The sequence below is a fragment of the Streptomyces canarius genome (assembly GCF_014650735.1).
Taxonomy (GTDB): domain Bacteria; phylum Actinomycetota; class Actinomycetes; order Streptomycetales; family Streptomycetaceae; genus Streptomyces; species Streptomyces olivaceoviridis.
Map to the genome: position 1 here is coordinate 268,736 of NZ_BMVN01000005.1, position 24,238 is coordinate 292,973.

A 24,238-nucleotide genomic window follows, 5' to 3' on the forward strand; every position below is an offset into this window, starting at 1 on the left:
GACCCTCATCCGGCGCCGCCCCCGATCTCACGGTCGGCGTCCGTCAGGGCGGCGACCAGCGCCCGCAGTTGCTCCTCGCTCTGGTGCCAGTGCACGACCAGGCGCAGGAGTCCGTAGCGGCGGGCGACGGAGGCGATGAACCCCCGCCGTTCCAGTGCGTCGACGAGCTGTCCGGGCGCCGGGTGGCGCACGGTGACGACGGTGAGGTCCGGCGCGGGGGCGACGGCGAACCCGGCCCCGCGGAGCAGGCCGAGCAGGAGCTCCCTGCGCTCGAAGACCGAAGCGACGAGCGTGCGGTAGCCGGCGCGGCCCATGGTGTGCAGCGCGGCCCAGGTGGCGAGCACGGCGGCGCCGGGGCGGGTGCCGAGCAGACCGTGGTGGTCGTGGGTGCCGCGGTAGTGGGAGGCGACGCGCAGCCGGTCCAGGTCCGCCGCGTCGCGCACCAGGAGCTGGCCGGCCGGGATGGGCGCGCCGCCGTACTTGTGCGGATCGAGGGTGACGGAGGTGACTCCCGGGACATCGAGGCCGACCGGCGGCAGTGGGTGGCCGAGGTCGCGGGCGAAGGGGACGAGGAAGCCGCCGGTCGCCGCGTCGACGTGCAACGGCACGCCCAGGGCCCGGGTGTGCTCCGCGATGGCGGGGACGTCGTCGACGGCTCCGGTCTCGGAGGTGCCGGCGGTCGCGACGACGAGCGCGGTGTCCTCGGTGACGAGGGACCGCAGTGTCTCGACGCAGACGTGCAGGTCGGGTGTGAGCGGGGCGTACACGGGCTCCACGCCCAGCATCGCGAGGATCTTGTCGAAGGAGAAGTGGGCGCTCTCCGGCAGCACGATCCGCGCGGGACGGCCCGTGCGGGCGCGCTGCCCGTCCCGGCGCAGCGCGGCCAGAACCGCCAGGAGGTTGGCCTCGGTTCCGCCGGAGGTCGCCACTCCCCCGGCCTCGGGAAGCCCGAGGAGGTCGCCGAGGAGCGCCGTCACCTCCGCCTCGGCGCGCCGCAGCGACGGGAAGATCCGGTTGTCGCCCATGTTGGTGTCAAGTGCCTGGGCGAAGACCTGCCGGGCCACCGGGAGCGGCGCGGAGCAGATGGAGTTGAACACCGTGCCGTCGGCGTAGTCGCGGTCGTCGCGGCGCAGTGCGTCCAGGCCGGCGAGGACGGCCGCCGTGTCCCGGCCGTGCTCGGGCAGGCCCGTGGGCCGGGCGGGTGCCGCCCGGTCAGCCGATCCGGTGCGGGATGTCGAAGAACCCAGCAGCGTTTCCATGAACGAGAGCCCTCACGGTCTGTTCCGGAACGCCTCCGAGGCGGAGGCGATGGACGGTCTTGCCGAGGCCGAGCGGGTCGGCGGAGCCGAAGTGGAAGCCGGTGTTGAGCATCAGGCGCTCCGGCCCCCGGCTGTCGAGGATGCGCATCACCTCACGGTGGGTGACCTTCTGGCGCACGGCGAACAGCGCGTCCGTGCGCGGCGAGACCGGCAGGCCGTAGCCACCGAGCCCGTCGAAGCCACCGTGGTCGTGGACCAGGCGCAGCTTGTGCTCGTCGAGGTCCATCACGGCGACACGCCCCGGATCGATGCCCGAGCGCTCGATGGCGCCGGCGAGCAGCGGCAGCATCGCCGTGAACGCCTCCAGCGGCGGCGGGGTCTCCACCATCACCGGTGTCCCCGTGTCGGCGGCAAGCCGCAACTGCCTCTCCAGCAGGGTGACTTCGTCACTGGTGTGGTGGCGGAGCGACACCTCGCCCAGGGCCTTCACCCGGGGGTGGCCGAGCCGCTTGTGGAGTTCGTCGACGCCCTCCAGAGCGCTGCGCAGATCGCTCATGTCGGCGGCGTGCACGGCCAGCCCCACGTACAGGTCGATGCCGTACACCGCCGCACGGGCGGTCTCGACCTCGATGAGCCGCTCGAACCGCGCGGCGAACGCGTCGCCCGACGAGCGGCGCTCGTGGGAGCTGGAGCAGGGGGCGAGCGCACTCGTCACACCGCTGACCGCCATGAGTTCGTAGTCGTCGGCGTTGCGCAGGTCGCTGTGGATGTGGTGGTCGAAGAGCGGGACGAGGCCGGGTCCGTGCGCGCCCCGGGGCGCCAGGAGCTGTGGCGCGGGGGTCGCACGGCCGGCGGCGGTGGCCGGCCGCACGGTGGTCAGTCTTCCGAGGAGGACTCGGCGGAGGCCGCGGCCGCGGTGAGCACCTCGTGGCTGCGGCGCAGGGCGTGCCGGTAGACGTCGCTGTGGTTGTACAGCTCCACGCTGACGTGCCCCTCGTAGCCGCCGCGGCGCAGGATGCGGAAGAACTCCACGAAGTCGATGTCCCCGTCGCCGGGGATCTCGTGGTAGTGGGTGCGGCCCTTGATGTCCTCGACCTGGAACACGGGGGTGATCGGCAGGTGGCGTTCGACGGAGGCGAGGTAGTCCTCCTCCACCACCCGGCAGTGCCCGAGGTCCTGGGCGAGGGCGAAGCGCGGGCTGTCCAGCTCCCGGGCGAGCTGGGCGACCGCGGCGTTGGTCTCCAGGAAGAACTCCGGTTCGGGTTCCATGGCGAGGGTGACGTCGCTGTCCGTGCTGTCGAGGATCTCGGTGATGCCCTCGACGAGCCAGCGTCGCGCGTCGGCGGGGTCCACCTCGGGCTTGCGCTTGCCGGTGGCGAAGTTGATCAGCGGGATGCCGAGCATGTCGGCGATGCGTATGGACCGTTTGACGAGGTCGACGCGGCGGGCGCGGCCGGCTGCGTCGGGGTGGACCAGCGACGGCTCGAACCTCTCCTCGCTCAGCAGGTTGTCGGCGCCCGCGGCCAGGCAGCAGGCCTCGATGCCGGTGCGCTCCAGCGCCTTGCGGATGACCGACGCCTCGTTGTCGGAGAAGGAGAACGGGTCGATGTGCGCGGGGTGCAGGGAGAGTTCGATGCCGTCGTATCCGGCCTCGGCGACTTCCTCGACGGCCCGCTCCACGGTGAGGTTACGCAGACCGTTGGCGTTGTAGCTCAAGCGGTGCACAGGGGCTCCTTCGCAGGGTGGGGCCGTCACCGGGTGGCGATGGCGTGGGTGTGGAAGTCGTGCCAGGTGCGCAGGTCGATCTGCTGGAAGCCGGCACCGCGCAGCATCTGCTCCAGCTCTTCGAGGGAGAAGCGCAGATGGCGCTCGTCGGGTCCCGCGCCGTCGGGCTGCCGCGCGTACCAGGCCTCGATCTCCCGGTTGCGCGCGACGTCCGGGGTCTTGCGGTAGTCCGCGATGGCGACGCGGCCACCGGGTTTGAGGACCCGGTGCATCTCGGCGACCGCCAGGGCCGCGTCCTCGGCCAGTTCGTGCAGAACGTAGGTGCACAGCACCAGGTCGACGCTGGAGGTGGGCACGTCCAGGGGGGCGAGGGCGCCGACCTGTGTGGTCACGCGTGCGGTGAGCCCTTCCTTCGCGGCGCGGCCTTCGAGCACCTTCAGGAGCGGGGCGCTGCCGTCGACGCCATGGACGCTGCCGTCGGGGCCGACCGCGCGGGCCGCGGGAATCGTGGCGTACCCGGTGCCCGCGCCCACGTCCAGGACCCGCTGCCCCGGCGCGGCCTGTGCCGTGCGCAACAGTCCCTGGACCTCGCCGAGGGCCCAGCGCAGCGGCCCGTCGAGACGGTAGATCGTCTCCTCCACCTCGGGTGTGTGGTGCACTGTGGTGTTCATGAGCCCATCCCTGTGGTGTCGGTGGATCAGGCCTCGGTCAGGACGCTCTTGAGCAGTGGTTCGGCGACGGGCGTCTCGTAGTCGCCGTCGACGCAGCGCACGGTGCCGACGCGGGGCACGAGCACGAAGCGGATCGCGGCTCCGGCGCGGCGTTTGTTGTCGCTGAGGATGACCTCGACGATCTGCTCGGCCGTCAGTTCCTCGGGCAGTGCCACGACGCTGCCCAGCCGGTGCTTGAGGATGTGTTCCTGTCGGTGCAGCACCTCGGGCTCGCACAGACCGAGGCGTACGCCCACCTTGGCCGCGGCGCACATGCCGATGCCGACCGCTTCGCCGTGCAGCAGTTTGCCGTTGCCGAGGAACTCCACGGCGTGTCCGACGGTGTGGCCGTATTCGAGCATGATGCCCGCGTGCCGCTCACCGGGGTCGAGGGCGAGGATCGACAGCTTGCTGCGCACCACGTCGTGGCAGAAGCCGAGCAGGTCGTCACGGACGGCGGCCAGGTCCGGCGTGAGCAGGTTCTCCAGCCGCTCGAACCAGGCCGCGTCGTTGACCAGGCCGTTCTTGATCGCCTCGGTGATGGCGCTGCGGTGCTGGCGGACCGGCTCCTCGCGGGTGTAGGCGACGTCCGCCCAGATGAACAGCGGCGCGTGGTACATCCCGAACTGGTTCTTGCCCAGGGAACCGTTGACGGCCTGCTTGTTGCTGAGCGAGCCGTCGGTGAGGTTCAGCATCGTCGTCGGGACCTCGACGTACCTGATGCCCCGGTAGGTGAGTCCCGCGGCGAGGCCGACGATGTTGCTGATCATGCCGCCGCCGAGCGCCATGACCAGGGAGTCCTTGGTGACGCCGGCCGCGACCAGACGCTCGCACAGGTCGGTGAGCTGCTGCCAGCCCTTGGCGGACTCCCCCTCGCGCACGGTCAGTACGTTGACGGCGATGTTCGCGTCACTCAGCGTCCGGGCCAGTTCCTTGCCGAACCGGGCGTGCAGCCGGTCGCTGGTGACGAGGTAGATCTCGTCGAAGGCATGCCGGTGCAGATACGCCGGCAGTTGGTCGGCGATGCCGTCCCCCAGGTAGTACGGACAGCTGGGGCTCACTCCGCTCGACAGCTCGATGATGGTTCCCCTGGCCACTTCGCTCCTTCATGGGATGGCGGACGATTGCGGTCCGCGCACGGGGGCGGATTCAGGCACCGTCACCGAGGTGCGCGGTGTAGCCCTCCAGGTCGAGGGCACCGTTGCCGCTCACGCAGGCGACGATGGTCTCGGCGCGGCCCGTACGACGGGCTTCGATCGCCCGGTCGACGGCGGCACGCACCGCGTGGCAGGACTCGGGGGCGATGAGGACGCCCTCGTGGCGCAGCATGAGCGAGCCGGTCTCGAACGCCTCCGCCTCCTCGTAGGCGACCGCGTCGATCAGGCCCTGGCTGCGCAGCACGCCGACCACCGCCGAGCCGCTGTGCTGGCGCAGGCCGCCGACATGGGTCTCGGGCAGCTCGTAGTCACGGCCGAGGGTGTAGGACTTGGTCAGCGGCGTGATGCCTTCCGGGTCGGCGTGGTCGTAGCGCCACTCGCCGCGCGTCAGCCGGGGTGCGCTGGCCGACTCGGCGCCGATCAGCGTCAGTCCGTCGCCGCGCTCGGCCTTGTCCGCCAGGTAAGGGCCCATCAGACCACCCAGGTTGCTGCCACCGCCGACACAGGCGATCAGGGTGTCCGGGGTCTCGCCGAGCGCCGCGAGCTGAGCCTTGACCTCCTGTCCGATGACGGACTGGTGCGCCAGCACATGGGGCAGGTTGCTGCCCGAGATGTACCGGGTCTCGGGATGGTCCTGCGCGTAGCTGATGGCTTCGCCGATGGCCGTGCCCAGGGAGCCCAGCAGATGACGGCCGTCGCGCAGCAGCGCCTTGCCGACCTGCGTCCGCTCGCTGGGCGACGGGTACACCTCGCCGCCGAGCAGCTTGATCACCGTGTGCCTGCCGGGCTTCTGCCGCGCCGACACGCCGGCCCAGAAGATCACCGCGTGCAGACCGAAGAGCCGCGCCGCCCAGGCCACCGCGTGGCCCCACTGCCCCGCTCCGGTCTCGGTCACCAGCGTCCGTACGCCCTGCTGTGCGGCGAAGTACGCCTGTGCGATGGCGGAGTTGAGCTTGAAGCTGCCGGTGGGCAGCACGTCCTCGCGCTTGAGGTAGATCCGGGCAGGCGTCTGAAGATGAGCCTCCAGGGCCCGTGCCCGCAGCAGCGGGGTGGGGCGGCCGATGGCCGCGAGTTCCTCGCGGACCCGCTGCGGGATGGGCAGGAAGGACTCCGTGGACGCGTCCTGTTCCTGCACCGCGGCGAGGCGGATCCGGCGCTGGAGCGCGAGCCGGGAGGGCTGGCCGTCGTCGCCGTCCCTGGCCGGCGGCAGGGGGACCGGCAGATTGGGTACGAGGTTGAACCAGGCTTCGGGCACATCGTCCGGGGCACCGCTCGGTATGACCGGGGTCGGGTTCCAGTCGGGGCCCGGGGTCCTGGCGCCCGGCGCGGGCCGCGGTCCGCCGCTCATGCCCCGCTCCGCATCCGCGGCGGGTGGAACGGCTCCTCAGTGGCGTGCATCCAGATCCCCTCTCTGCTCGTCCGGGACACGACGAGAAGCCTCATCGCTGGACGGCGGCAGGGGGAGGGTCGGCCCGGGACGTTGACCGTTCGAGTCAAAGGACACTCGTACCGGACTCGACCGCTTGACCTATATGACTGATTCGCTCACCCGTGCCCTGTGTGGCACTGGCGCGTTCTCACAGGAGGCGGGCTCCGCAGCGCCTCGAAGACGCGGGGCCGGCCCCATGACTCCCGGCAAAAGCCCGAACACGAGGAACCGCGCGCATGTCCCTGGGCAACACCACGCAGCACCATCCATATCACGGACTCTACGAAGCAACATCCGTACCAGCTCTGCTCGAAGTGCCTCCCCTGGAGTACCTCGCCGTCGACGGGGAGGGCGATCCCCAGGACTCCAAGCTGTTCGCCGCCGCGATCGAGACGCTCCACGCGGCGGCGACAGCGGTGGCGGCGGCATCCGGCGGGCCTCGGCCCGGCGACGCGGACCACGGGCCGAGCCCGCTGGAAGGTCTGTGGTGGAGCACCGATCCGGACCTGAACCTGCACAGCGGCGACCCGGCCTGCTGGCGCGACCGCACGAGCTGGCGCTGGACCCTCCTGCTCCGACAGCGTCACGCGGTGGACGCCGCCACGCTGGCGGCGGCCCGCGCGCAACTCACCGGGGACTGCCCCACTCCCGAAGCCGCCGCCGCGGTGTCCGCCCTGGGGGCGCGCACCCTGCGAGAGGGCCTGTGTGTCCAGGTGCTGCACGAGGGCCCGATCGAGAACGAGCCCGCGACGGTCGGCGCCCTCCACCGCCATCTCGACGCACAGGGTCTCGTCCCCGCGGGCAGGCACCACGAGATCTACCTCGTGCCGTCCCACACCGCTCCCCCGTCCCGGCTGCGCACCATCCTGCGCCAGCCGGTTCGCCGACGGGGCCGGTGACCCGGGCGCGGGTGCGTCTCCGCCCGGACACGGCACTGGCACCGGCACCGGCACCGGCACCGGCACCGGCACCGGGGGATCCTGAGTGCGCCGCGATGGTGCGAGTCGGCCGGGGTGAACCGGCCGCGGCACCGGCGGCGCGGTCAGGCCTCATGGTCTGAGCCGGCGCTCCTGGGGGTCGAAGCGGATGAGCCCCATGGACGAGGCGACGTGCGCGGTGCGGGCGGAGGCTTCCTCGGCCCTGCCGTAGCGCAACTCATGGGCGAAGGCGGGCACGTACCACTGACAACCGCCCCGGCCTCCTAGGGTCGGGTGCATGCTCTTGTGGATCAATGGCCCCTTCGGTGGCGGCAAGACGCAGACCGCCTACGAACTCCGACGTCGGCTCGCCGGCAGTGTCGTCTGCGATCCCGAACACGTCGGTTTCGGTCTGCACCGGATGATGCCCCCGTCCTTGCGCGGAGACTTCCAGGACCTCGCTGTCTGGCGGCAGGGGGTGTTCGAAGTACTGGATCACGTCCTGAGCGGGCACGAGGGGACGGTGATCGTGCCCATGACGATCGTGGAGCCGGCGTACTTCCGCGAGACCGTGGGCCGCCTGCGCGAACGCGGCCACGATGTTCGGCACTTCGCACTGCTGGCCGAGCGTGAGACCGTGCTGCGTCGGCTGCGCGAGCGCGGTTTCGGACACGTTGTCCAGTTCGTCGCGGGCAAGGACGCCCCCTTGCGGCGGGAGAGCTTCGCCGTGTCCAAGCTCGACCTCTGCCTGGAGCGCCTGCGTGCGGAGGAGTTCGGGGACCAGGTGTGGACCGACCACCTCACCGTGCCCGAGGTGGCCGAGCACATCGCCGCCGCCGTCGGCCTGGCGCTCGCGCCGAACAGGGACGGAGCGCTGCGAGGACGTGCGCGGCGGGCCTGGACAGGGATCAAGCACATTCGGTTCGACTGAGTGCCCGCCGGCCACCTCCACCCGCCCTCGGGTAGCCCCTGACGCAGCGATGTGTGCCGTGTCACGCACTTCAACCGTCGCCTAAGTTGTCTGCATCACAGCGGAAATGTCCATGTGGCGTTCATGCTCGAAACGGATGCCGACTCCCGAAGTGGTGCTTATCGGCGTCCCCTTGAGCGTGAAGTCGCACAGTGACTCATGCCACAACATCGGTGACATCCCACCCTTCTCCCTGTTCCTTCAGTTCCTCCAGTTCCTCCAGTTCCTCCTGTTCCGCTGGGAAGGTGCCCCATGGCCGCTTACCTCTGTCCTCCTGCCGTGATACACGGCGAGCACCCCGTGCAGACCAGCCAGATCGTGGCGGAGGTGCGCGACCGGCACCCGCACGCGACGTGGGCGCCGCGCATCGACGGCATCGCGGCCAGTACGGGCATCGAGACCCGCGGGTGGATGCTGCCGCTGGAGACCGCCATCGCGCCCGGCGACGGCGGCGGCCTGCGGGCCGTCGGTGTCGAGCCGGCCCAAGACGCACTGGCACGCGACGGGTTCACCCAGCAGGACGTGGACCGCGTGATCGCCGCACTTGAGGCGATACCCGCGCCGCAGACCGTCCAGGAGCGCACCGGACCGGCCTGGGAGGCCGTGCGGACCTACGGGGAGCGCGCGGCGCGCGGGGCCCTCCAGATCGCCGGGTTGGACGCCGCGGACGTCGACTGTCTGATCACCAGTCACTCCACCACCCCGGCGCTGCCGGGTCTGGACATAGCCCTGGCCAACAAGCTTGCGCTCCGCGACGACGTGATGCTGCTGCCGGCCACGCAGTGGGCCTGTGTCGCGGGGACCCGCTCCCTGGCGCTGGCCGCGGGCCTCGTGGCCGCGGACCCCGACCGAGTGGTCCTGGTCGTCGTCTCGGAGGCGCTGAGCACGACCTACCAGCCCGCCGACGACACCCTTGAGTCGCTGATCGTCCGGTTGCTGTTCGCGGACACCGCGGTCGCAGCGGTGGTCACGGGCCGCCCCAGGCACGAGTCGGTGCTGCGGCTGGACGCCGCCTGGCATCACACCCTGCCCGGCACCCAGGACCTGCACCGCCTGGAGACGCGGGCGGACGGCACCCACTTCGTGATGGACCGGCGCGGGCCGCGCGCCGTGCAGCAGACGGTCACCGCGATGTGGGAGTGGCTGCGCGTCCGTTACCAGGACCACCCCGACGCCTGGCACCCCGACGTGCTGCTCGCGCACCCCGGCGGGACCCGGGTGCTGGAGTACATGGAGCAGACGATGCCCGACGCCTGGCCGTCGGGGCTGCTGGACTACAGCCGGGACAGCTACACCACCGGCAACCGCGGAGGCGCCGCCGTGTTCGACATCCTGCGGCGGGCGCATGACGCCGGGCAGAAGCCGGGCAGTCGCGCCGTTCTCTACGCGGCGGCACCGGGCCTCACCGCCACCGCCCTGGAAGGGGAGTGGCTGTAGTACGGCGCCGCACCGCCCGTACCGGTATCAGGCCGTACCAGTACCTGGCGCCGCGCCGCCACCCGTACCAGTACCAGCCCGCACCACCCGTACAGGCGTAGCCGCGTCACGTCGCGACTCTCGCCCACACCACCTTGCCGGTGTCCGTCCACCGGACCCCCCAGCGGGTGGTGAGCCTGTGCGCGATGTGCAGGCCGCGACCGTCGTCGTCGAGCAGGCCGCCCCGCCTCAGACGTGGGCTGCCGCTGCCGGTGTCGCCCACCTCGCACAGCAGGCCGTGGCCGGACCTGATCAGCCGTACCGTGACGGGGCCGGTGGCGAAGCGCACGGCGTTCGTGACCAGCTCGCTGACCAGCAGCACCACGTTGTCCCGGGTGTCGTCCTTCGTGCGCCACTGCCGCAGCAGCACGGAGACCTGCGTGCGGGCACGGGCGGGGGCGTCGGCGCGGGCGGGCAGCCGCCAGGTCGCGGTGTCCCCCTTGCGGTAGCCGATCATCCGGGCGAGCAGCAGGGTCACATCGTCGCGCTGGCGCGCGGGTGCCAGCGCGGAGACGACGTGCCGTGCCGCCCGCTGGAGGGTGTCCCAGGGGTGCACCGTGGACACGGCGTCCGCCAGCCTGCCGATGCCCTCGTCGATCGGCACGGCCGGATCCTCCACCAGGCCGTCGGTGTACAGGGCGAGCAGGGAGCCCGGGGGCGCGGCGAAGGTGTGCACGTCGAACGGTTCCCGGAGCGCGAACTCGGCGCCGAGGCCGGGGTGGGGGCGGACCTCAAGCGGGCCCGCCCGCCCGTCCGGGGAGACCAGGACCGGGGGGAGGTGGCCGGCGCTGGACAGCGTCACGCGGTGGCTGACCGGGTCGTAGAGGGCGATGCAGCAGGTCGAGCCGAGGGCGCTGTAGCCGGCTGTCAGCCCGGTGTCGGCGTCGTCCAGCAGCGAGACGGTCTCGTCCAGGTGCTCCAGTACCTCGTCCGGCGCGAGCCCGGCGGACAGCAGCGCGCGGGCCTCCATGCTCAGCTGGCCCATGGTCGCCGCGGCTCCCAGACCGTGTCCGACGACGTCGCCGACCACCAGCGCGGTGCGGCCGTCCGGCAGTGGGAAGCTGTTCACCCAGTCACCGCCGACGCCCGCGCTGTCGGGGGTGGCGGGCTGGTAGACGCTGGCGATCTCGATGGTGTCGCCGCCGGTCCGGGGCAGGAGCCGGCGCTGCAAGGCCAGCACCTGCGTGTGCTCGCGCTGGTGCTGACGAGCCAGGTCGACGTGGTGGGCGGTCCTGGCCACCAGCTCCTGTAGGTCGAGCAGCTCGTTGTCGCGGAAGGGGAAGTCCGCCCGCCGCCAGACCTCCGCCACGCCCAGGACGACGGGCGGCGCGCCGTCCAGGACGAGCGGGATGCACGCCACGCCCGCCGACCGGTCACCGGGCACGAGGGCCCGCACGACCCGCGGACTGCCGAGCACCCGCTCGACCGCCTCCCGGTCGGGTATGACGATGGTCTGCGGGGCGTCGTCCCGCAGTACCGCCTGCGCCAGCAGGCGGCTCGCGTCGCCGGGGAGATCCTCGCCCGGAGTCACGTAGCCCTCGGGCCACGCCCGGTCCGGCACCAGGGCCGCCCGCCGTAGTCGGATACGTCCCTTCGCCCGGCCGGTGACTCCCTCGCCCGTCCACACGGCGAAGTCGAGGTCGACGGCGGCCACGTCTCCCCAGGCCAACAGGGACTCCGCCAGTGACTGCGCGGTCTCGCCGATGTCCAGCGAGGTGCCGATCGCGGTCTCGGCGGCGTACAGGTGCAGCCTCCTGGCCATCGCGATCAGGGAGACGGTCAGGCCCTCCTCGGGTGCCGCGGCGGGCAGGATGCTCATCGAGACGACCAGCTCCGACCCGTCGCCGCGCCGCAGGCGCTGGATCCGGGCCACGTGCGCCTCACCGGTCTCCACGACCTGACGCAACCGCCGGGTGACCGTCGGTACGTCCCCGTGGGGCAGGAGACCGACGAACGGCTTGCCGACCACGGCGTCGAGACCCGCGAACACCGGGGCGTCGAGATTGCAGCGGGTGATGATCAGATCCCTGTCCAGGTTCACCGCGCCGAGAATCTGCTCCTGACGCCCGGCCGACGGGTCCTCCGGGCCGCGCCGGCGCCTGGTGCGGTCGCCCTGCGCGTCGGCGGGACCGTCGTCCGGTGCCGCTCCGCCGCGCGGGATGTAGCGCCCCAAGGCCCTGCTGACCAGGTCGAACGCCGAAGAGGACGATGGGGAGGGTGTGGAGTCCATGCAGCTCTCTCAGCAATCCCCGGCGCAGCGCCGGGGCCGTACTCGGACCCGTGCGACGGGGGCCCCGAGATCCCTGACCGCACACCTCATTGAATAACAGCAGGGGTCGCTTCGCCCACACCAGCGCATCGCGGGCCGAACGCGGACCGTGAGGGAGGAGGAGCGGTCGGTAGGGCCGCGCCGACCACGCCTCAGGCCGTCGCCCGCCCGGGTAGGCCACGCGCCGGACCACTGGGCGCCGACGCCGTCGGTCCCCGCGCCACGGCACGGCTCCGCACGGGCCGGCCGGCCGTCAGCCGCTCGCTCGCCCGGCTGCGCACGCCTTTCGACGGCCCTGACTCCGTCCTGCGGATCGCCCCGCCCCCGCTGGTACACCCTGCCTGCGGGCAGAGAAGGGTGGTCGCATGCGAAAGTGCCCTGGCGGCCCGGGACTTGCGACAACACCGCACTGCCGGACGTTCGAAACCCCGCTGGAAATCCCCCGCTTCGCCTGCCAGCGGGCGTGCCACGTCAGGTGCACGAATGATCCGAGCCACGACCCATCTCCCGGACAATCGCGGTGAGTTACGGCTCCTGCATGGCGGCGCAGGGCCTGGTCGCCGGAGACCGCACGGGCAGGGCAGGGCAGGGTCTTCCGGTCCGCCCCGCACCGAATAGCGATCAGGGTGGCCGGATGGCAGTCTGAGAGGTGGATCCAAGTTTCGGGGAGCCCCGCGCGCCGATCGGCATTTCTGTTCATGATCGCGGGAGGTGGAACTTCCATGAGAAACCGGGCCTCACTTACCGGAACCGCAGTGGGTCTCGCGGTGGCCGGAGCCCTGTCGACGACACTCGTGCCGTTCACCGCGTCACCCGCCTGGGCCCAGGACTGCGTGGCCTCCGCTCGCGCTCCGAGCTTCAGCCATACCCACCTCGCCAACCGCCGCAACTTCCAGGTGAGGGAAGCGGTCGTGTGCCTCATCAACGCCCAGCGCACGCAGCGGGGTTTGCCGGCCCTGACCTACAACCAGAACCTGACGACAGCGGCTCAGGAGCACGCCTCGGCGTCCGTGGAGCAGAAGTGGTGGGGACCGGGCAAGGACCCGCACACCAACCCGCAGACGGGCTCGACACCGCAGAGCCGTATCCAGGGAGCGGGCTACTGCCCGAACCCCGTGTCCTGGCGGATCGCCGAGATCGCCTACAACGGTTGGGGAGGCGCGGGGACGCCGGACGCCGCCGTCAACTGGTGGATGAACTCACCGCCCCACCGGGCGAACATCCTCGATCCCGGACTGCGTGAGATCGGGCGCTGGGCTCAGGCCGGTGCCGCCGACCCGGCCGGCACAGACGCGAGCGGAGCCGGAACGTACGTCGTCACCTTCGGAAGCTGCCAGCAGTGACGCACCGGCTTCGGCTGGCTGAAGCCCCGTCCAGGCGGTCAACCGACCGGCGCCGCCGTCCTGCTCACCGTCGCTCCGATCGTCCGGGCCGTCGCCCGAGGGGCGCCGGCCGTTGTCCGAGGGAGCCCCGCGGGACGACCGGGTCCGCCGACCAGGCCGCCCTCGGTGCCTGGCCGGCGGGAACCGCGCCGGCATGAAGCCTCCCCGGCCGACCGCGGGGAGGCTTCGCCGCCTGCTCAGAGCGCGGTCCCCGTCTCCTGTGCCAGTGCCCGCAGCAGACGGTCCTGGAACGCCTCGTCGTGGACAGCGCGGTGCGGCTCCTGCCGCTCGCGGTGGTACCAGTACCCGCCGGTGGTGAGCGCCTCGGGGTCGTCGCCGGAGGCCAGCCACTCCTGCGTCCGATGGCCGAGTTCGAGGTCGTCCGGTGCGTTGGGCCCGCCCATCTTCGTCGGTACCCAGCCCGGGTCCACGGCGTTGCTCAGCACGTCGGGGCGGAGGCGGGCCACCGCGGTCGCGAGTGTCGTGACGAACAGCTTGCTGTCGGCGTACGACCCCGCGCTCCGTCCCCGCCAGTCGATACCGTCGAGCAGGGGCCGCCCGCCGAAGTGCGAGCCGCTGCTGAGGTACACCAGGCGCCGCGGGCCGCGGAGCAGGGCCGTCAGCAGGTACGGGGCGATGATGTTGACCGGCATGACGGCTGGCCCGCTCCAGACGCCGGCGTTGTGGATGACGGCGTCGAGCGGCTCCGCGCCGTTCAGTTCGGTGGCGATGCGCCGTACGGCGTCGCGGTCCGTGAAGTCGCCGACCACGAGGTGCGCCCCGCGATCGACCAGCGGGTCGAGGGCCGCCGCGCGCTCCTCGCTGCGGGCGTGCACCACGACCGCGTGTCCGGCGGACAGCAGCGAGTCGGCCGCGGCACGTCCCAGGCCGTCCGCGGAGCCGGTCACCAGGATCCGGCTCAAGGTCGCACCCCCTGTCGCCCGCGCGATGTCCGGGAAGACGCCACCGCCGGGAGTGTGAGGGCCGCTTCGGCATCGTGCCGGACTGTTCCTCGCATGGGAATGCCTCCTTCCGTCCGGGCCGGTCCCCTGAGCCGGCCCGGGTGCCGGGTCCGTGTGCGCATACGCTGCCGGGAGGGGAGGAGCCCGGCGGCCCCTCCCCGGTGTTCAGGCTGCGAAGACCTGCTTCGCGGTCGTGATCGCCGTCATGGCCTTGGGCCAGCCGGCGTAGAAGGCGAGGTGGGTGATCGCCTCGATGAGTTCGGTCTCGGTGACGCCGTTCTCCTTCGCGCGTCCGAGGTGGAAGCGGAGCTGGTCGGCGTCACCGCCGGCGACGAGCGCGGCGACGGTGATCAGGCTGCGGTCGCGGGCGGCGAGCTCGGGGCGGTTCCACACGTCCTCGAACAGGACGTCGTCGGTGAGCTCGGCGAGCTTCGGAGCGAAGTCACCGATGGTACGGCGTCCGCCGCCGATCTGCTGGGGCTGGTCGGTCATCGGAGGTCCTTGTCGGTTCGGCGCGGGTCAGCGGCTGTGCGGGCGGTTGTACTGCTCGTCGGTGACGGGTTCGTTCCAGGTGGTTTCCTCGCTGCCGTCGCCCTTGCCCTCCCACATCGCGATGTGTTCCATGAAACGGTCGGCCGTGGCGCCGTGCCAGTGTTCCTCGTTCGGGGGGCAGGTGACGGTCTCGCCGGGGTGCGCTTCGAACACGGTGCCGTCGCGGGTGCCGATCAGGGCGATGCCGGAGACGACGTGCAGGGTCTGGCCCAGGACGTGGGAGTGCCAGTGGGTACGGGCGCCCGGGGAGAAGCGGACCATGTTGGCGCGCATCCGGGAGGGCTCCTGGCCCGCGTAGAGCACGTCGAACCAGACGTCGCCGGTGAACCAGTGCGCGGGGGCCTTGACCGTGGCCTGCTGTTTGACGAATTCCATGGTGTGTCCCTCTCGGAAGGTGCGGGTTCGGGGATGGATCAGGCGGCGCCGGTGCCGGCCCCGGTGAGGCCCGGGCCCGGCTCGCGGGAGGCGTCGACCTGGACGGGGAGTTCCCTGGCCTGGGCCTCGACGGCGGCGAGGCAGTCGTCACCGGAGACCTCGCTCATGACGAGGGAGTACTCCATCGGTGACCAGGAGGCAGGACGCCTCGGGCTCGTCGGCGATCTTCCCGGGTGCAGCCGCCGTCATCGAGGAAACCGCAGGCCGGCGGGGTGGGGAAGGGCTTGCTGTTCCAGGTACTGGCAGGACCCCCCACACGTGCGGCATCCGGCATAGCCTGACCATCGTGAGACCCGAGAGCGATATCCGCGAGTTCCTGGCCTCCCGCCGCGCCAGGATCACCCCGCAGCAGGCGGGCCTGCCTGCGTACGGCGGCAACCGGCGCGTGCCGGGGCTGCGCCGGGAGGAAGTCGCCCTGCTCGCCGGTGTGAGCGTCGACTACTACGTCCGCCTGGAGCGCGGCCACCTCGCCGGCGCCTCGGAAGAAGTCCTCGGCGCCGTCGCGAACGCCCTCCAGCTCGACGAGGCCGAACGCGCCCACCTCCACGACCTGGCCCGCGCCGCCGCCAAGCGCCCCGTCCGCCGTACCAAACGCAGTGGCCCGCTGCCGGACAGCGTCCTGCGCGTCCTGGAGTCCATGACCGACTCCCCCGCCTTCCTGCGCAACGGCCGCCTGGACATCCTGGCCACCAATCGCCTCGGCCGCGCGCTGTACTCCCCTCTCTTCCCCGACAGCACCACCCGGTCGGTCAACATCGCCCGGTTCCAGTTCCTCCACCCACGAGGCCGGGACTTCTTCCCGGACTGGGAGGAGTCCGTGAACACCACCGTGTCCCTGTTGCGCACCGAGGCCGGACGCGCCCCGCACGACAGCGGCCTGACCGGGCTCATCGGCGAACTCGTCACCCGCAGCGAGGAATTCCGCACAGCCTGGGCCAAGCACAACGTGCGCCTGCACCACACCGGCCGCAAGTCCTTCCGGCACCCGGCCGTCGGTGCCCTCACCCTGGACTTCGACGCCATGGAACTACCGGCGCTGCCCGGCCTGACCCTCACCGCCTACAGCGCCGCCCCCGGTACACCGGAGCACGAGGCCCTGCGACTCCTCGCCTCCTGGGCCGCCACGCAGGAGACGGACGTCCCGGTCCGGCCCGCTCCGGCGGACGGCCGGTAGCCGCCGGCTGACTGCCCGTCCGCTGGACACGGTCACCGCCGCGTGGGGTCCGGGCCGATCCAGCCGGCCGTTCCGACGCAGGCTTCGTTGCCTTCCGGGTCGGCCAGCACCCAGTGCGACGGCGCATGGGCATCGCTCACCAACCTGCCGCCGACGGCAATCGCCGCCGCTATGCGCGCTTCGGCCTGGTCATAGGGCACCCAGACGTCGACGTGCACCCGGTTGCGCTGCGGACGTGGTGCGTCCATCCGCTGGAAATAGAAGGGCGCCCCGCGGCGGTGCGGGTCGATCAGGTCCTCAGGGCTGTTCGCTCGATCGGCGTAGCCGAGCAGCGCACGCCAGAACCGCACCACATCCGGCCCTGCGAGCGCGTCGACGGTGACCTGGACGGTCTGAACGGCGGACGGGTCCGCCGGGATCCCGAGCGTGCGCGCCAAGGCCGATATGCTCCGGGCGAGTTCGACGTCCCTCGCGCTCAGCCCGTAGAAGTCGTCGGTGAGCGTGATCAGTCGCACGGTCACGCCGTCGTATCGCACGTCGATGTCGGGGTGTCCCGCCTCGGCGTCGGGCAGTTCACTGATCGCCTGCACGAGCCTCGCACCAGCGGCCAACGACCCCGCGCGGAAATACGCACAGGCTCCCTCTCCCAGGACACGCCAGTCCTCCAGGCCCGCGGTCTCATGGAACCGCTGCGGCCGGACACGCTCGATCTCGCCCTCGATGTACGTCATGCGCTCAACCTAGCGGGCAGGACTGACAACGCCCTCGCGCACCGGGTCCGGTGCGTGAGGGCGGACACGTACGCGCGGCGACCCGGCGGGCACGTTACGGGCCGTCCGCACCCGCCCCGCGTAGCTGAAGGAGGTATGCCGCGGTCAGCGCGACGGCACGGTCCAGGTCATGTGACAGCGCCACGAGGGCAGTTGTCGCCCTCGTTCCCGGGATGCCCGCCAGCGCCTGGGTCAGCCGCCCGCGTGCAGGCGCTTCGGTCGTGTCGTGGGCCAGGCGGTCGACAAGCATGGTCGCGATCTGATCCGCTGCCGTGGTGTCGTCGGCCAGCACGCCCAGCGCATCGGCCGCGTCGGTGTCGTTCCTTCCCGCCACGATCATGTCGACGAGCGCCGGGACCGCATCCACCGCACCACGGGTGCCGAGTGCCAGAGCCGCATGCCCGCGCACCACGACATCGGGGTTCGCGAGAGCGTCCCGCAGTTGCTCGGAGGCTTCGGCACCGGGCATCTCGGCGAGGCACTGGACGGCACGTTCCCGCACCGCGGCCACCGGCGAGCCGAGGCCCTCCGCCAGCAGCGCCGTGCCTCCGTCGCCGGATCGCGCCAGCGCCCATCGAAGGGCCCCGGCGACGTTCGGCTCCGTCTCGCCGAGTGCCGCCTCGACCAGGGCCTCCACCGGTACCGGAACCTCGTCGGCCGAGGAGAGGGCCGCGCGCTGGCGCGCGTCGGCGCTCTTCGACCCCAGCGCCTGGAGCAGCGCGACGACGTGGAGGACGTCCTCCCAGCCGGCGGGGTCCGCGGCACGGATACGGCTGAGGCGCGTGAGCAGCTCGGTCTCGGCCGCGATGCGGTCGCGCGTCTGACGGACGAGGTCGTCGACGAGCGCCGAGGGCGTGAAGCCGGGATCGTCGAGTGCGCGTGCGATCTCGCGCAGCGACAGTCCCAGCGACCGCAGGCTCTCGATGTGGAAGATCCTGCGCATGTCCTCGCGGGAGTACTCCCGGTATCCGGAGCCGGTACGGCCCGAAGGGCGCACCAGACCGAGCGACTCGTAATGCCGGAGCATGCGGGCGCTGACCCCCGACCGCCGTGCCACCTCACCGATCAACACGCCTTATCGTTCCTCCTGGCCGGGCCCGCCGAGGGCTATGACGCGCTTCGCCTCCTCGATCGCGAAGTCGAACCCGGTGTCCGGGTCGCGCAGCAGCCGTTGTGTGGCGAGCGCGTGCGCCCGGGTGCGCGGGTCAGGGGCCATCGTCGCAGAACGGAGAGCCGGCACGATCACTTCGCCCAGTGCGACCAGTGCCCGGCTGAGACTCAGCCGGGTCTCCCGCTCGCCGCGCCCGAGCTGTGTCGCCAGCGCCGTGGCCAACGCGGATTCCTCGCCTTCCGGCACGAGCACGACGGCGGCGCGCCAGGCGCTTCGCGCCACCTCGTCGTCGGGGTCGGACAGGAGTGTCCGTGTGATCGCCGGCCACGCCTGACGGTCCCCGATCTTGGACAGTGTGTGCAGCGCCTGGCTCCGTGCCTGTGCCCGCTCCGAGCGGACTTCGCGGAGCAGACCGGGCAGCGTCATGGACACCGGATGGCGGGTGAGCGCCCAGGTCAGCATGTCGCGGACGAAGAACTCGGGTTCGATCGCGCATCGCTCGATGAGCTTGTCGACGAAGCGCGGGTCGGGTGTCGTGCCGGCCGTCATGGCAGCCCGCAGCCGCACGGACGGCCGGCTGTCCTCCAACCGGTGGAGCACGCGTACCGCTTCCGTGTCCTGTCTCGGGATCGTCATCGAGACCACCTCCTCGGCGAGCAGTGAAGACCTTGTCACCGTGTCAAGGTCAAACAGCCCGCTGCGCGGGTACGTCTTCTCAGCGGATCGCTGGAGTGATCGGCGGCCGGGCCGGAGGGGCTGTGCTTCGGGCGGAGGAATGCCGGCCGGGGCGGGCCGGACCGGGCCGGGCCGGGCCGGCAGGAGCGCCACGGTCGGGGACGCGCCCGCGCTCTGACCTGCGCCCGACGGACGGCGGGGCGGCTGAGTGTGCGGACCTGCTCGCGACCGCCGCGGTGGAGAGCGTCGGCGATCATGTGGCCGGCCGCACCGGGCGGCGAGGGGCTGTCCAAGGACCAGCCCCGCCACCTTCGCGGCATCGCCTGCCGGCTCGGTGACGTTCTGGCCGGGCTCCGCGCCCGTACCGGTGAGCCCGTGCAGTGGGAGCCGGGGACGGCTGCCGTCGAGACCCCGGCTCGCTCGGCCGCGGCCGGATCGGCGCGCGCCGTCTGCGCGTACGGGATCGCAGCGGCGGCGGAAGACCGCGCGGACTCGCCGGACGAACTCGCCGGCCGGCTCCTGCACCACGCCCGCGGTTCCTCCTACCGGGCCGACGACATCGCCCTGCTCCGCACCGAACACGGCTCCGCGCCGGTGGCGACATGAGACGGTGCCCGTCCAGGCCGCGTGCCGGCCGGCACGCACCGCGCGGGGCGGCGGTCATGGCTACCGGTGCTCGGGGTTCTCGTAGTCGTGGCGGCAGCCGGCGTCCCAGGCGGTGCGCTGGTTGCCGTAGGCGGGGATGCCACCCAGGTCCTTCAGCGCCCGCGCCAGGTGCAGCAGGTTCCAGGTCATGAACGTGGTGTTGCGGTTGGTGAAGTCGTTCTGCGGTCCGCCCGAGCCGGGGTCGAGGTAGGAGGGCCCGGGCCCTGCCTCACCGATCCATCCCGCGTCGGCCTGGGGAGGGATGGTGTACCCCAGGTGCTGGAGACTGTAGAGGACGTTCATGGCGCAGTGCTTGACGCCGTCCTCGTTGCCGGTGATCAAGCAGCCGCCGACACGGCCGTAGTACGCGTACTGACCGGCGTCGTTCAGCAGACTGGAGCAGGCGTAGAGGCGTTCGATCACCTGCTTCGTCACCGAGCTGTTGTCGCCCAGCCAGATCGGTCCGGCCAGCACGAGGATGTCGGCCGCCATGACCTGCCGGTACAGGTCCGGCCAGGCGTCCGTCTCCCAGCCGTGCTCCCTCATGTCGGGCCACACGCCGGTGGCGATGTCGTGGTCCACCGCCCGGACGACATCGACCCGTACGCCCTGGGCGGCCAGGATGCCGGTGCTCCGGTCGATCAGACCCTGGGTGTTGCTCGTCTCCGGCGAGCGTTTGAGGGTGCAGTTGATCACCAGGGCCCTCAGGTCGTCGTACCGGGCCGGAGGTGTCTCGGTGGAGGGCGACGAAGCGGTCATACGGTCCTCCCGGAATCCTGTCGCCACCCCTGCACGGCGGCGCGTCCACATCCAGACCAAGCGTGTGGGCCACCTCCGGCAGGCGCCACCACGACACCTCCGAATGGCCGGGGCACCCCGCGCACCCGGAAGCGGCCCGACAGTGTCTCGGAGGGCGCCGGCGACCCGGAGGGGTTCGGCGGGCTAGGAAGGGCGCCCGCCGAACTGCCAGTTGTGCACCTCGACGGCGTCGTACCGGTGCGGGGTCAGGAGGGCGCGTGCCGTGTCCGGGTCCACAGCGCGGACCAGCGCCGCCGTCCCCAGCCAGGTGGCGCCGTCGTCCGACAGCAGCGGCCCGTAGGCGATCAACCCGTCCCGGTCGGAGGGAACCGCGAGGTCGGCGGCTTGCCCCGAGCCGAGTCCCAGTACCAGGTACCGATTGCCGCCGGTCCGGCCGCCGGGGAAGTCCCACATGGTGCGCCCCAGCGTGTTGCGCCACCGTCGCAGCAGCACGTCCCGGTAGACGCCGGCCTGGTAGTTCGGCTCGTCGAAGGCGAACGCGCGGGCAGCGGCGGGATCGGGCAGGTCGACGATGTGCACGCTGCCGGTGGGTGTGTCGCCGTCGGCGGCCAGGGTCGGGCCCCGGGCGATCATCTCCTTCCCGTACTGGTCCATGTACGACCAGTGCTCTTCCCGTAGTTCGTCGCGCAGGGGCAGGGAGCCGGGCCGGTCGCGGTGGTAAGAGAGGAACTCCATGCCCAAGGATCTCCTCACGGAGGTGACCAGGTCGAACGGGTTTCACAGCGGTGCCGCTCGGCGGCGCGGGTGATGTCCGGCTAGTCCGTGGCGGCGGGTTCCGGCGCGGCGCCGGGGCGCGTACCGGAATCGGCCGGCTGCCGCTTCCCGTGCCTGTCCAGCGCCGCGAGGGTCAGGGTCACGGTGACCGAGGCGGCTGCCATCAGCGTCATCGCCGTGGCCGGGGAGGTCAGCTGGGCCAGCGTGCCCGCGAGGGCGGCGCCGACGCCCTGGAGGGCGGCCATTCCGGTGGCGTGCAGGCCGAGGGCCTGGCCCGCGAGGTCGTCGGGGGTGAGGGACATCAGGCGTTCCTGGAGGACCAGGCTCGCGGCGAAGCCGACGGAAGCGACGGTGACGGCCACGGCCGACAGCGCCACTCCCGGCCGGAGCACGAAGAACAGGTAGGGAGCCGCCAGCAGCAGGCGCAGCGGGATCGCGAGACGGGGCCGCACCGCGGGCGGTACCAGGCGGCCCACCGCCATGTCGCCCAGGAACATGCCCAGGGCCCCGACCGCGTACAGCGTGCCGGCGGCTCCGGGGGCGTAGGAGACGTAGAGCGAATCGCTCCCGACCACCAGGCCGTTGGGGACCCACAGGCCCAGGTACGTCAGGCGGCGGGGGCGCGAGGACCACAGGAGGGCGTTGGTGCGCCAGGTCGCGGAGACGGACGGGCGGCCGGAGGAGCGCGGCGGGCGGGCCGTGAGGCTCAGGCGGGTGACGAGGGCCGACACCAGGTACAGCGTCGCCGCGAGGAGCAGACAGGTGCGCGGGGACAGCAGCGCCAGCAGTGCGCCGCCCGTCGCGAACCCGGCCATCTGCGTCAGGCCCCAGAGCATGTTGAAGACCGAACGGCCCAGGACGTAGCCGTCCTTGGACAGGATCTCGTTCAGCAGCCCTCCGCGCACTCCCCCGCCCAGCGAGGCGACCAGCCCCTGTGCGACGACGACGGCGAAGACCACCCAGACCGGCAGGCCGGGCAGCGCCAGCACCACCGTGGTGCCCGCGAAGGCGAGGGCGAGGCCGGACAGGATCGCACGCGAGGGCAGGCGGTCGGCACCCGAGAGCAGGAACGCGGCCCCCAGCAACTGCGCCAGTTGCGGGCCGAACATGCTCACCGCCGACAGGAGCGGGGAGCCGGTGACCCGGAAGACCAGCGTGCCGAGGGCCAGGCCGCCGATCGTCTGGGCCGCGGCGAAGGCGGCGAACGAGAGCAGGAACGGGGTGAACTCCGGGGTGTGGAACAAGGCTCGGTAGCTGCGCATGCGTCGCAGTCTCGGAGCGTTCCTCGGGCCGTGTTTAATGTTTCGGCCACAGACGAAAGATCGTACGCATGGGCCTCTGGCAGATCGGCACCGATACCCTCGCCCGCAGCCGGTTCGTGCTCTCCCCCTTCGCCGAGACCTTCGCGAGCCTGAAGCTGCTGCACGCGGGAACCGGCTCGCACCCGGGCGAGGAGGCATGGCTGCGCGCGCACCTGCCCGGCTACCGCGCGCGCCTCGCGGCCGACCCGGTGGCCGCGCACCTCGTGCGGGCGGCACTCGGCACGTCGTGGATCGCCGACTTCTTCTGCCCCACCTCATGCGTCGGCGAGAGCTTCGAGGGGACCGTGGCCCGGGTGCGGGCGGCCGGGGCCGACCAGGCGCGGGCCAACCTCCGCGTCTCCCTCCGCGGCCCGCTCCCCGCGGCCCTGGAACGTGACGACCTGCCCGAGCGGGCGACCGCGCTGCTGACCTCCGTCTGGGAGGAGACCGTACGGCCGTACTGGGGCCGTCGGCGGCGCATCCTGGAGGCCGACATGGTCGCGCGGACGGCGCGGGTGAACCAGGGTGGCTGGGCGGCCGTGCTGGACTCGCTGCGGCCGGGGATGCGGTGGCTCGGGGAGAGCCGGTTCCAGGTCAACCTGAACGCGTATCCGCCCCGGGAGGTGGCCGCCGGGGCCGAGCTGCTGTTCATGCCGGTGACGCCGAGGACCGGGTGGGTGTCGTGGGAGGGGCGGGAGCGGTACGCCGTCGTCTACCCGTGTCTCGGCGTACTCGCCGAGGACCACGACCGGCGGCCCGTCCCGGCCGGGCTCGGGGCGCTCATCGGGACCGCGCGGGCCGGACTGCTGACGCTGCTCGGCACTCCCATGAGCACGACCCAACTGGTCGCCGTGACCGGGCAGGCGCTGGGGTCGGTGGGCGGGCATCTGCGGGTGCTGCTGGACGCGGGTCTGGTGGAGCGACGGCGCGCCGGACGGTCGGTGCTGTACGTCCGTACGGCGGCCGGGGAGGTACTCATGGAGGCGTCGGGGGCCAGTACCCGTCACCCGGAGCCGGAACCGGGAGATCCACCAGCCGGCCCGGCCCTGCGGGCCCGCACCGCGGGCGGAGAGTGGCCCGGGAACGGCCACGTTCATGAGACCGGACGGCCGGCCACGGTGTAACCCGCCGCGAGACGGCGTGGGCTCAGTCGGGGGCCGTGGCCCCGGTACTGCGCCGGGCGGGCTTCACCACAGAGGCGGTGCACGCATACATGGTCTGTACGCCCGCCACGTTGACCGCGCGGCCGAACGGCCACCGGGCAGCCGCCGGACCCGGCGTGGAGATCCCGCGCACGGATGAGGACCATGCGGCGATCGACGCTGCCCTGTCCGAGGCGTTCGCCGGTGACGTCACGCCCTCTCCCGAAGGTGCCGCCCGGCTGCGGCGCACTCAGGAGAACGGCGGTGCCGTCCGGTTCGTCCGGGCCCCCGACGGCGGGTGCGCCGGAGCGGCCTCCTGCTCCGCGCCGGCCGTGGGCACGTCGGAGCTGGCGGGTGTGGGAACCCGTCCCGCCTTTCGTGGCCGCGGAGTCGCCGCCTCGGTCACGTCCGCGCTGACCGAGGCCATGTTCACTCAAGGAGCAGGATCGGTCTGGCTGGAGTACTCGGGCGAAGGCTCCCGCCGCGTGTACGAACGCGTCGGCTACCGGCCCCGAGGCACTCGCCTGTACATGAGTCTCGAAGGATGAGGCGCGGGGTGGTGACCTCCTCTCAGGCCGGAGTGGCCGCATATGGGAGGACTCTCTGCAAGCGTGTCCGCGGGTGGAGGGACGGCACCCAGGCGA

General features: G+C 72.0%; 25 protein-coding genes and 1 pseudogene. 8 read left to right on the forward strand and 18 right to left on the reverse strand.

The genetic code is table 11. From position 1 onward, the window contains the following. Window positions 1-5: 5 nt before the first annotated feature. From mfnA to IE294_RS10230, 6 genes are read right to left on the reverse strand one after another with little or no spacing between them, the layout of a single operon-like run. Entirely contained in the window at window positions 6-1,259 is a 1,254-nt protein-coding gene (gene mfnA, locus IE294_RS10205) for a tyrosine decarboxylase MfnA (protein WP_189884467.1), read from the reverse strand. Then, entirely contained in the window at window positions 1,213-2,130 is a 918-nt protein-coding gene (locus IE294_RS10210) for a TatD family hydrolase (protein ID WP_189884469.1), read from the reverse strand. Before IE294_RS10210 ends, mfnA begins: the two co-directional genes overlap by 47 nt. A gap of 5 nt (window positions 2,131-2,135) precedes the next feature. Then, window positions 2,136-2,984 (reverse strand): sugar phosphate isomerase/epimerase family protein, encoded by an 849-nt coding sequence (locus IE294_RS10215; protein WP_189884471.1) that lies wholly within the window; start codon window positions 2,982-2,984, stop codon window positions 2,136-2,138. Between the two features lie 26 nt (window positions 2,985-3,010). Then, a complete protein-coding gene (locus IE294_RS10220) occupies window positions 3,011-3,655 on the reverse strand; it encodes a class I SAM-dependent methyltransferase (protein WP_229917100.1) in 645 nt (214 codons plus the stop codon). A gap of 26 nt (window positions 3,656-3,681) precedes the next feature. Then, entirely contained in the window at window positions 3,682-4,791 is a 1,110-nt protein-coding gene (locus IE294_RS10225; protein WP_189884473.1) for a 2-deoxy-scyllo-inosose synthase, read from the reverse strand. A gap of 52 nt (window positions 4,792-4,843) precedes the next feature. Then, window positions 4,844-6,199 carry a TrpB-like pyridoxal phosphate-dependent enzyme gene (locus IE294_RS10230; RefSeq protein WP_189884475.1) on the reverse strand — a complete coding sequence of 452 codons (1,356 nt, stop codon included), beginning with the start codon at window positions 6,197-6,199 and terminating at the stop codon, window positions 4,844-4,846. Window positions 6,200-6,516: 317 nt separating this feature from the next. Between IE294_RS10230 and IE294_RS10235 the strand changes: the two genes are divergently transcribed. Next, on the forward strand, window positions 6,517-7,179 hold the full coding sequence (locus IE294_RS10235; RefSeq protein ID WP_189884477.1) for a GyrI-like domain-containing protein: 663 nt from the start codon (window positions 6,517-6,519) through the stop codon (window positions 7,177-7,179). Between the two features lie 150 nt (window positions 7,180-7,329). On the opposite strand, the gene IE294_RS10240 is transcribed toward IE294_RS10235, so the two are convergent. Next, window positions 7,330-7,497 carry a hypothetical protein gene (locus tag IE294_RS10240; RefSeq protein WP_189884479.1) on the reverse strand — a complete coding sequence of 56 codons (168 nt, stop codon included), beginning with the start codon at window positions 7,495-7,497 and terminating at the stop codon, window positions 7,330-7,332. Between IE294_RS10240 and IE294_RS10245 the strand changes: the two genes are divergently transcribed. Both IE294_RS10245 and IE294_RS10250 read left to right on the forward strand, forming a co-directional pair. Then, complete coding sequence (locus IE294_RS10245; RefSeq protein WP_189884481.1) at window positions 7,496-8,128, forward strand: AAA family ATPase; 633 nt, start codon at window positions 7,496-7,498, stop codon at window positions 8,126-8,128. The two genes, IE294_RS10240 and IE294_RS10245, sit on opposite strands and share 2 nt — an antisense overlap. A 291-nt stretch (window positions 8,129-8,419) precedes the next feature. Then, a complete protein-coding gene (locus IE294_RS10250; protein WP_189884483.1) occupies window positions 8,420-9,604 on the forward strand; it encodes a beta-ketoacyl-[acyl-carrier-protein] synthase family protein in 1,185 nt (394 codons plus the stop codon). A 106-nt stretch (window positions 9,605-9,710) separates the two neighbouring features. On the opposite strand, the gene IE294_RS10255 is transcribed toward IE294_RS10250, so the two are convergent. Continuing rightward, window positions 9,711-11,873: an ATP-binding SpoIIE family protein phosphatase gene (locus tag IE294_RS10255; RefSeq protein WP_189884485.1), complete on the reverse strand. Its 2,163-nt coding sequence runs from the start codon at window positions 11,871-11,873 to the stop codon at window positions 9,711-9,713. Window positions 11,874-12,634: 761 nt separating this feature from the next. Here IE294_RS10255 and IE294_RS10260 point away from each other — a divergent pair. Further along, window positions 12,635-13,255: a CAP domain-containing protein gene (locus IE294_RS10260; RefSeq protein WP_229917101.1), complete on the forward strand. Its 621-nt coding sequence runs from the start codon at window positions 12,635-12,637 to the stop codon at window positions 13,253-13,255. A 236-nt stretch (window positions 13,256-13,491) separates the two neighbouring features. Here IE294_RS10260 and IE294_RS10265 read toward each other — a convergent pair whose 3' ends face one another. The 4 genes from IE294_RS10265 to IE294_RS49015 all read right to left on the reverse strand — a co-directional run bounded on the left by IE294_RS10265 (window position 13,492) and on the right by IE294_RS49015 (window position 15,350). Continuing rightward, the gene (locus IE294_RS10265) at window positions 13,492-14,217 is read right to left on the reverse strand and encodes an SDR family NAD(P)-dependent oxidoreductase (RefSeq protein WP_189884487.1); all 726 of its coding nucleotides are present in this window, start codon (window positions 14,215-14,217) and stop codon (window positions 13,492-13,494) included. 204 nt (window positions 14,218-14,421) lie between these two features. Then, window positions 14,422-14,748: a carboxymuconolactone decarboxylase family protein gene (locus IE294_RS10270; RefSeq protein WP_189817111.1), complete on the reverse strand. Its 327-nt coding sequence runs from the start codon at window positions 14,746-14,748 to the stop codon at window positions 14,422-14,424. Window positions 14,749-14,775: 27 nt separating this feature from the next. Further along, window positions 14,776-15,183 (reverse strand): (R)-mandelonitrile lyase, encoded by a 408-nt coding sequence (locus tag IE294_RS10275; RefSeq protein ID WP_189884489.1) that lies wholly within the window; start codon window positions 15,181-15,183, stop codon window positions 14,776-14,778. Between the two features lie 38 nt (window positions 15,184-15,221). Next, on the reverse strand, window positions 15,222-15,350 hold the full coding sequence (locus tag IE294_RS49015; protein ID WP_268252782.1) for a hypothetical protein: 129 nt from the start codon (window positions 15,348-15,350) through the stop codon (window positions 15,222-15,224). Window positions 15,351-15,529: 179 nt separating this feature from the next. Here IE294_RS49015 and IE294_RS10280 point away from each other — a divergent pair, with 179 nt between their 5' ends. After that, window positions 15,530-16,417, forward strand: coding sequence for a helix-turn-helix domain-containing protein (locus tag IE294_RS10280; protein ID WP_189884491.1), 888 nt, complete (start codon window positions 15,530-15,532; stop codon window positions 16,415-16,417). Window positions 16,418-16,449: 32 nt separating this feature from the next. Here the strand turns inward: IE294_RS10280 and IE294_RS10285 are convergent, their stop codons facing one another. From IE294_RS10285 to IE294_RS10295, 3 genes are all read right to left on the reverse strand, one after another. Then, on the reverse strand, window positions 16,450-17,148 hold the full coding sequence (locus tag IE294_RS10285) for a 4a-hydroxytetrahydrobiopterin dehydratase (RefSeq protein WP_189884493.1): 699 nt from the start codon (window positions 17,146-17,148) through the stop codon (window positions 16,450-16,452). 94 nt (window positions 17,149-17,242) lie between these two features. Next, entirely contained in the window at window positions 17,243-18,259 is a 1,017-nt protein-coding gene (locus tag IE294_RS10290) for a MerR family transcriptional regulator (protein ID WP_189884495.1), read from the reverse strand. Between the two features lie 3 nt (window positions 18,260-18,262). Beyond that, window positions 18,263-18,934 carry a HEAT repeat domain-containing protein gene (locus IE294_RS10295; RefSeq protein ID WP_189884497.1) on the reverse strand — a complete coding sequence of 224 codons (672 nt, stop codon included), beginning with the start codon at window positions 18,932-18,934 and terminating at the stop codon, window positions 18,263-18,265. A 294-nt stretch (window positions 18,935-19,228) separates the two neighbouring features. Between IE294_RS10295 and IE294_RS10300 the strand changes: the two genes are divergently transcribed. Continuing rightward, the gene (locus IE294_RS10300) at window positions 19,229-19,579 is read left to right on the forward strand and encodes a hypothetical protein (RefSeq protein ID WP_189884498.1); all 351 of its coding nucleotides are present in this window, start codon (window positions 19,229-19,231) and stop codon (window positions 19,577-19,579) included. 60 nt (window positions 19,580-19,639) lie between these two features. On the opposite strand, the gene IE294_RS10305 is transcribed toward IE294_RS10300, so the two are convergent. The 3 genes from IE294_RS10305 to IE294_RS10315 all read right to left on the reverse strand — a co-directional run bounded on the left by IE294_RS10305 (window position 19,640) and on the right by IE294_RS10315 (window position 22,413). After that, window positions 19,640-20,377 carry a flavodoxin family protein gene (locus tag IE294_RS10305; RefSeq protein ID WP_189884501.1) on the reverse strand — a complete coding sequence of 246 codons (738 nt, stop codon included), beginning with the start codon at window positions 20,375-20,377 and terminating at the stop codon, window positions 19,640-19,642. Window positions 20,378-20,560: 183 nt separating this feature from the next. After that, window positions 20,561-21,112: a YciI family protein gene (locus tag IE294_RS10310; protein WP_189884503.1), complete on the reverse strand. Its 552-nt coding sequence runs from the start codon at window positions 21,110-21,112 to the stop codon at window positions 20,561-20,563. An 80-nt stretch (window positions 21,113-21,192) separates the two neighbouring features. Further along, complete coding sequence (locus IE294_RS10315) at window positions 21,193-22,413, reverse strand: MFS transporter (protein ID WP_189884505.1); 1,221 nt, start codon at window positions 22,411-22,413, stop codon at window positions 21,193-21,195. Between the two features lie 68 nt (window positions 22,414-22,481). Between IE294_RS10315 and IE294_RS10320 the strand changes: the two genes are divergently transcribed. Both IE294_RS10320 and IE294_RS10325 read left to right on the forward strand, forming a co-directional pair. Next, entirely contained in the window at window positions 22,482-23,576 is a 1,095-nt protein-coding gene (locus tag IE294_RS10320) for an ArsR/SmtB family transcription factor (RefSeq protein WP_229917102.1), read from the forward strand. A gap of 2 nt (window positions 23,577-23,578) precedes the next feature. Further along, window positions 23,579-24,142: pseudogene (locus IE294_RS10325) on the forward strand (GNAT family N-acetyltransferase); the annotation flags it as partial. Between the last annotated feature and the right edge of the window lie 96 nt (window positions 24,143-24,238).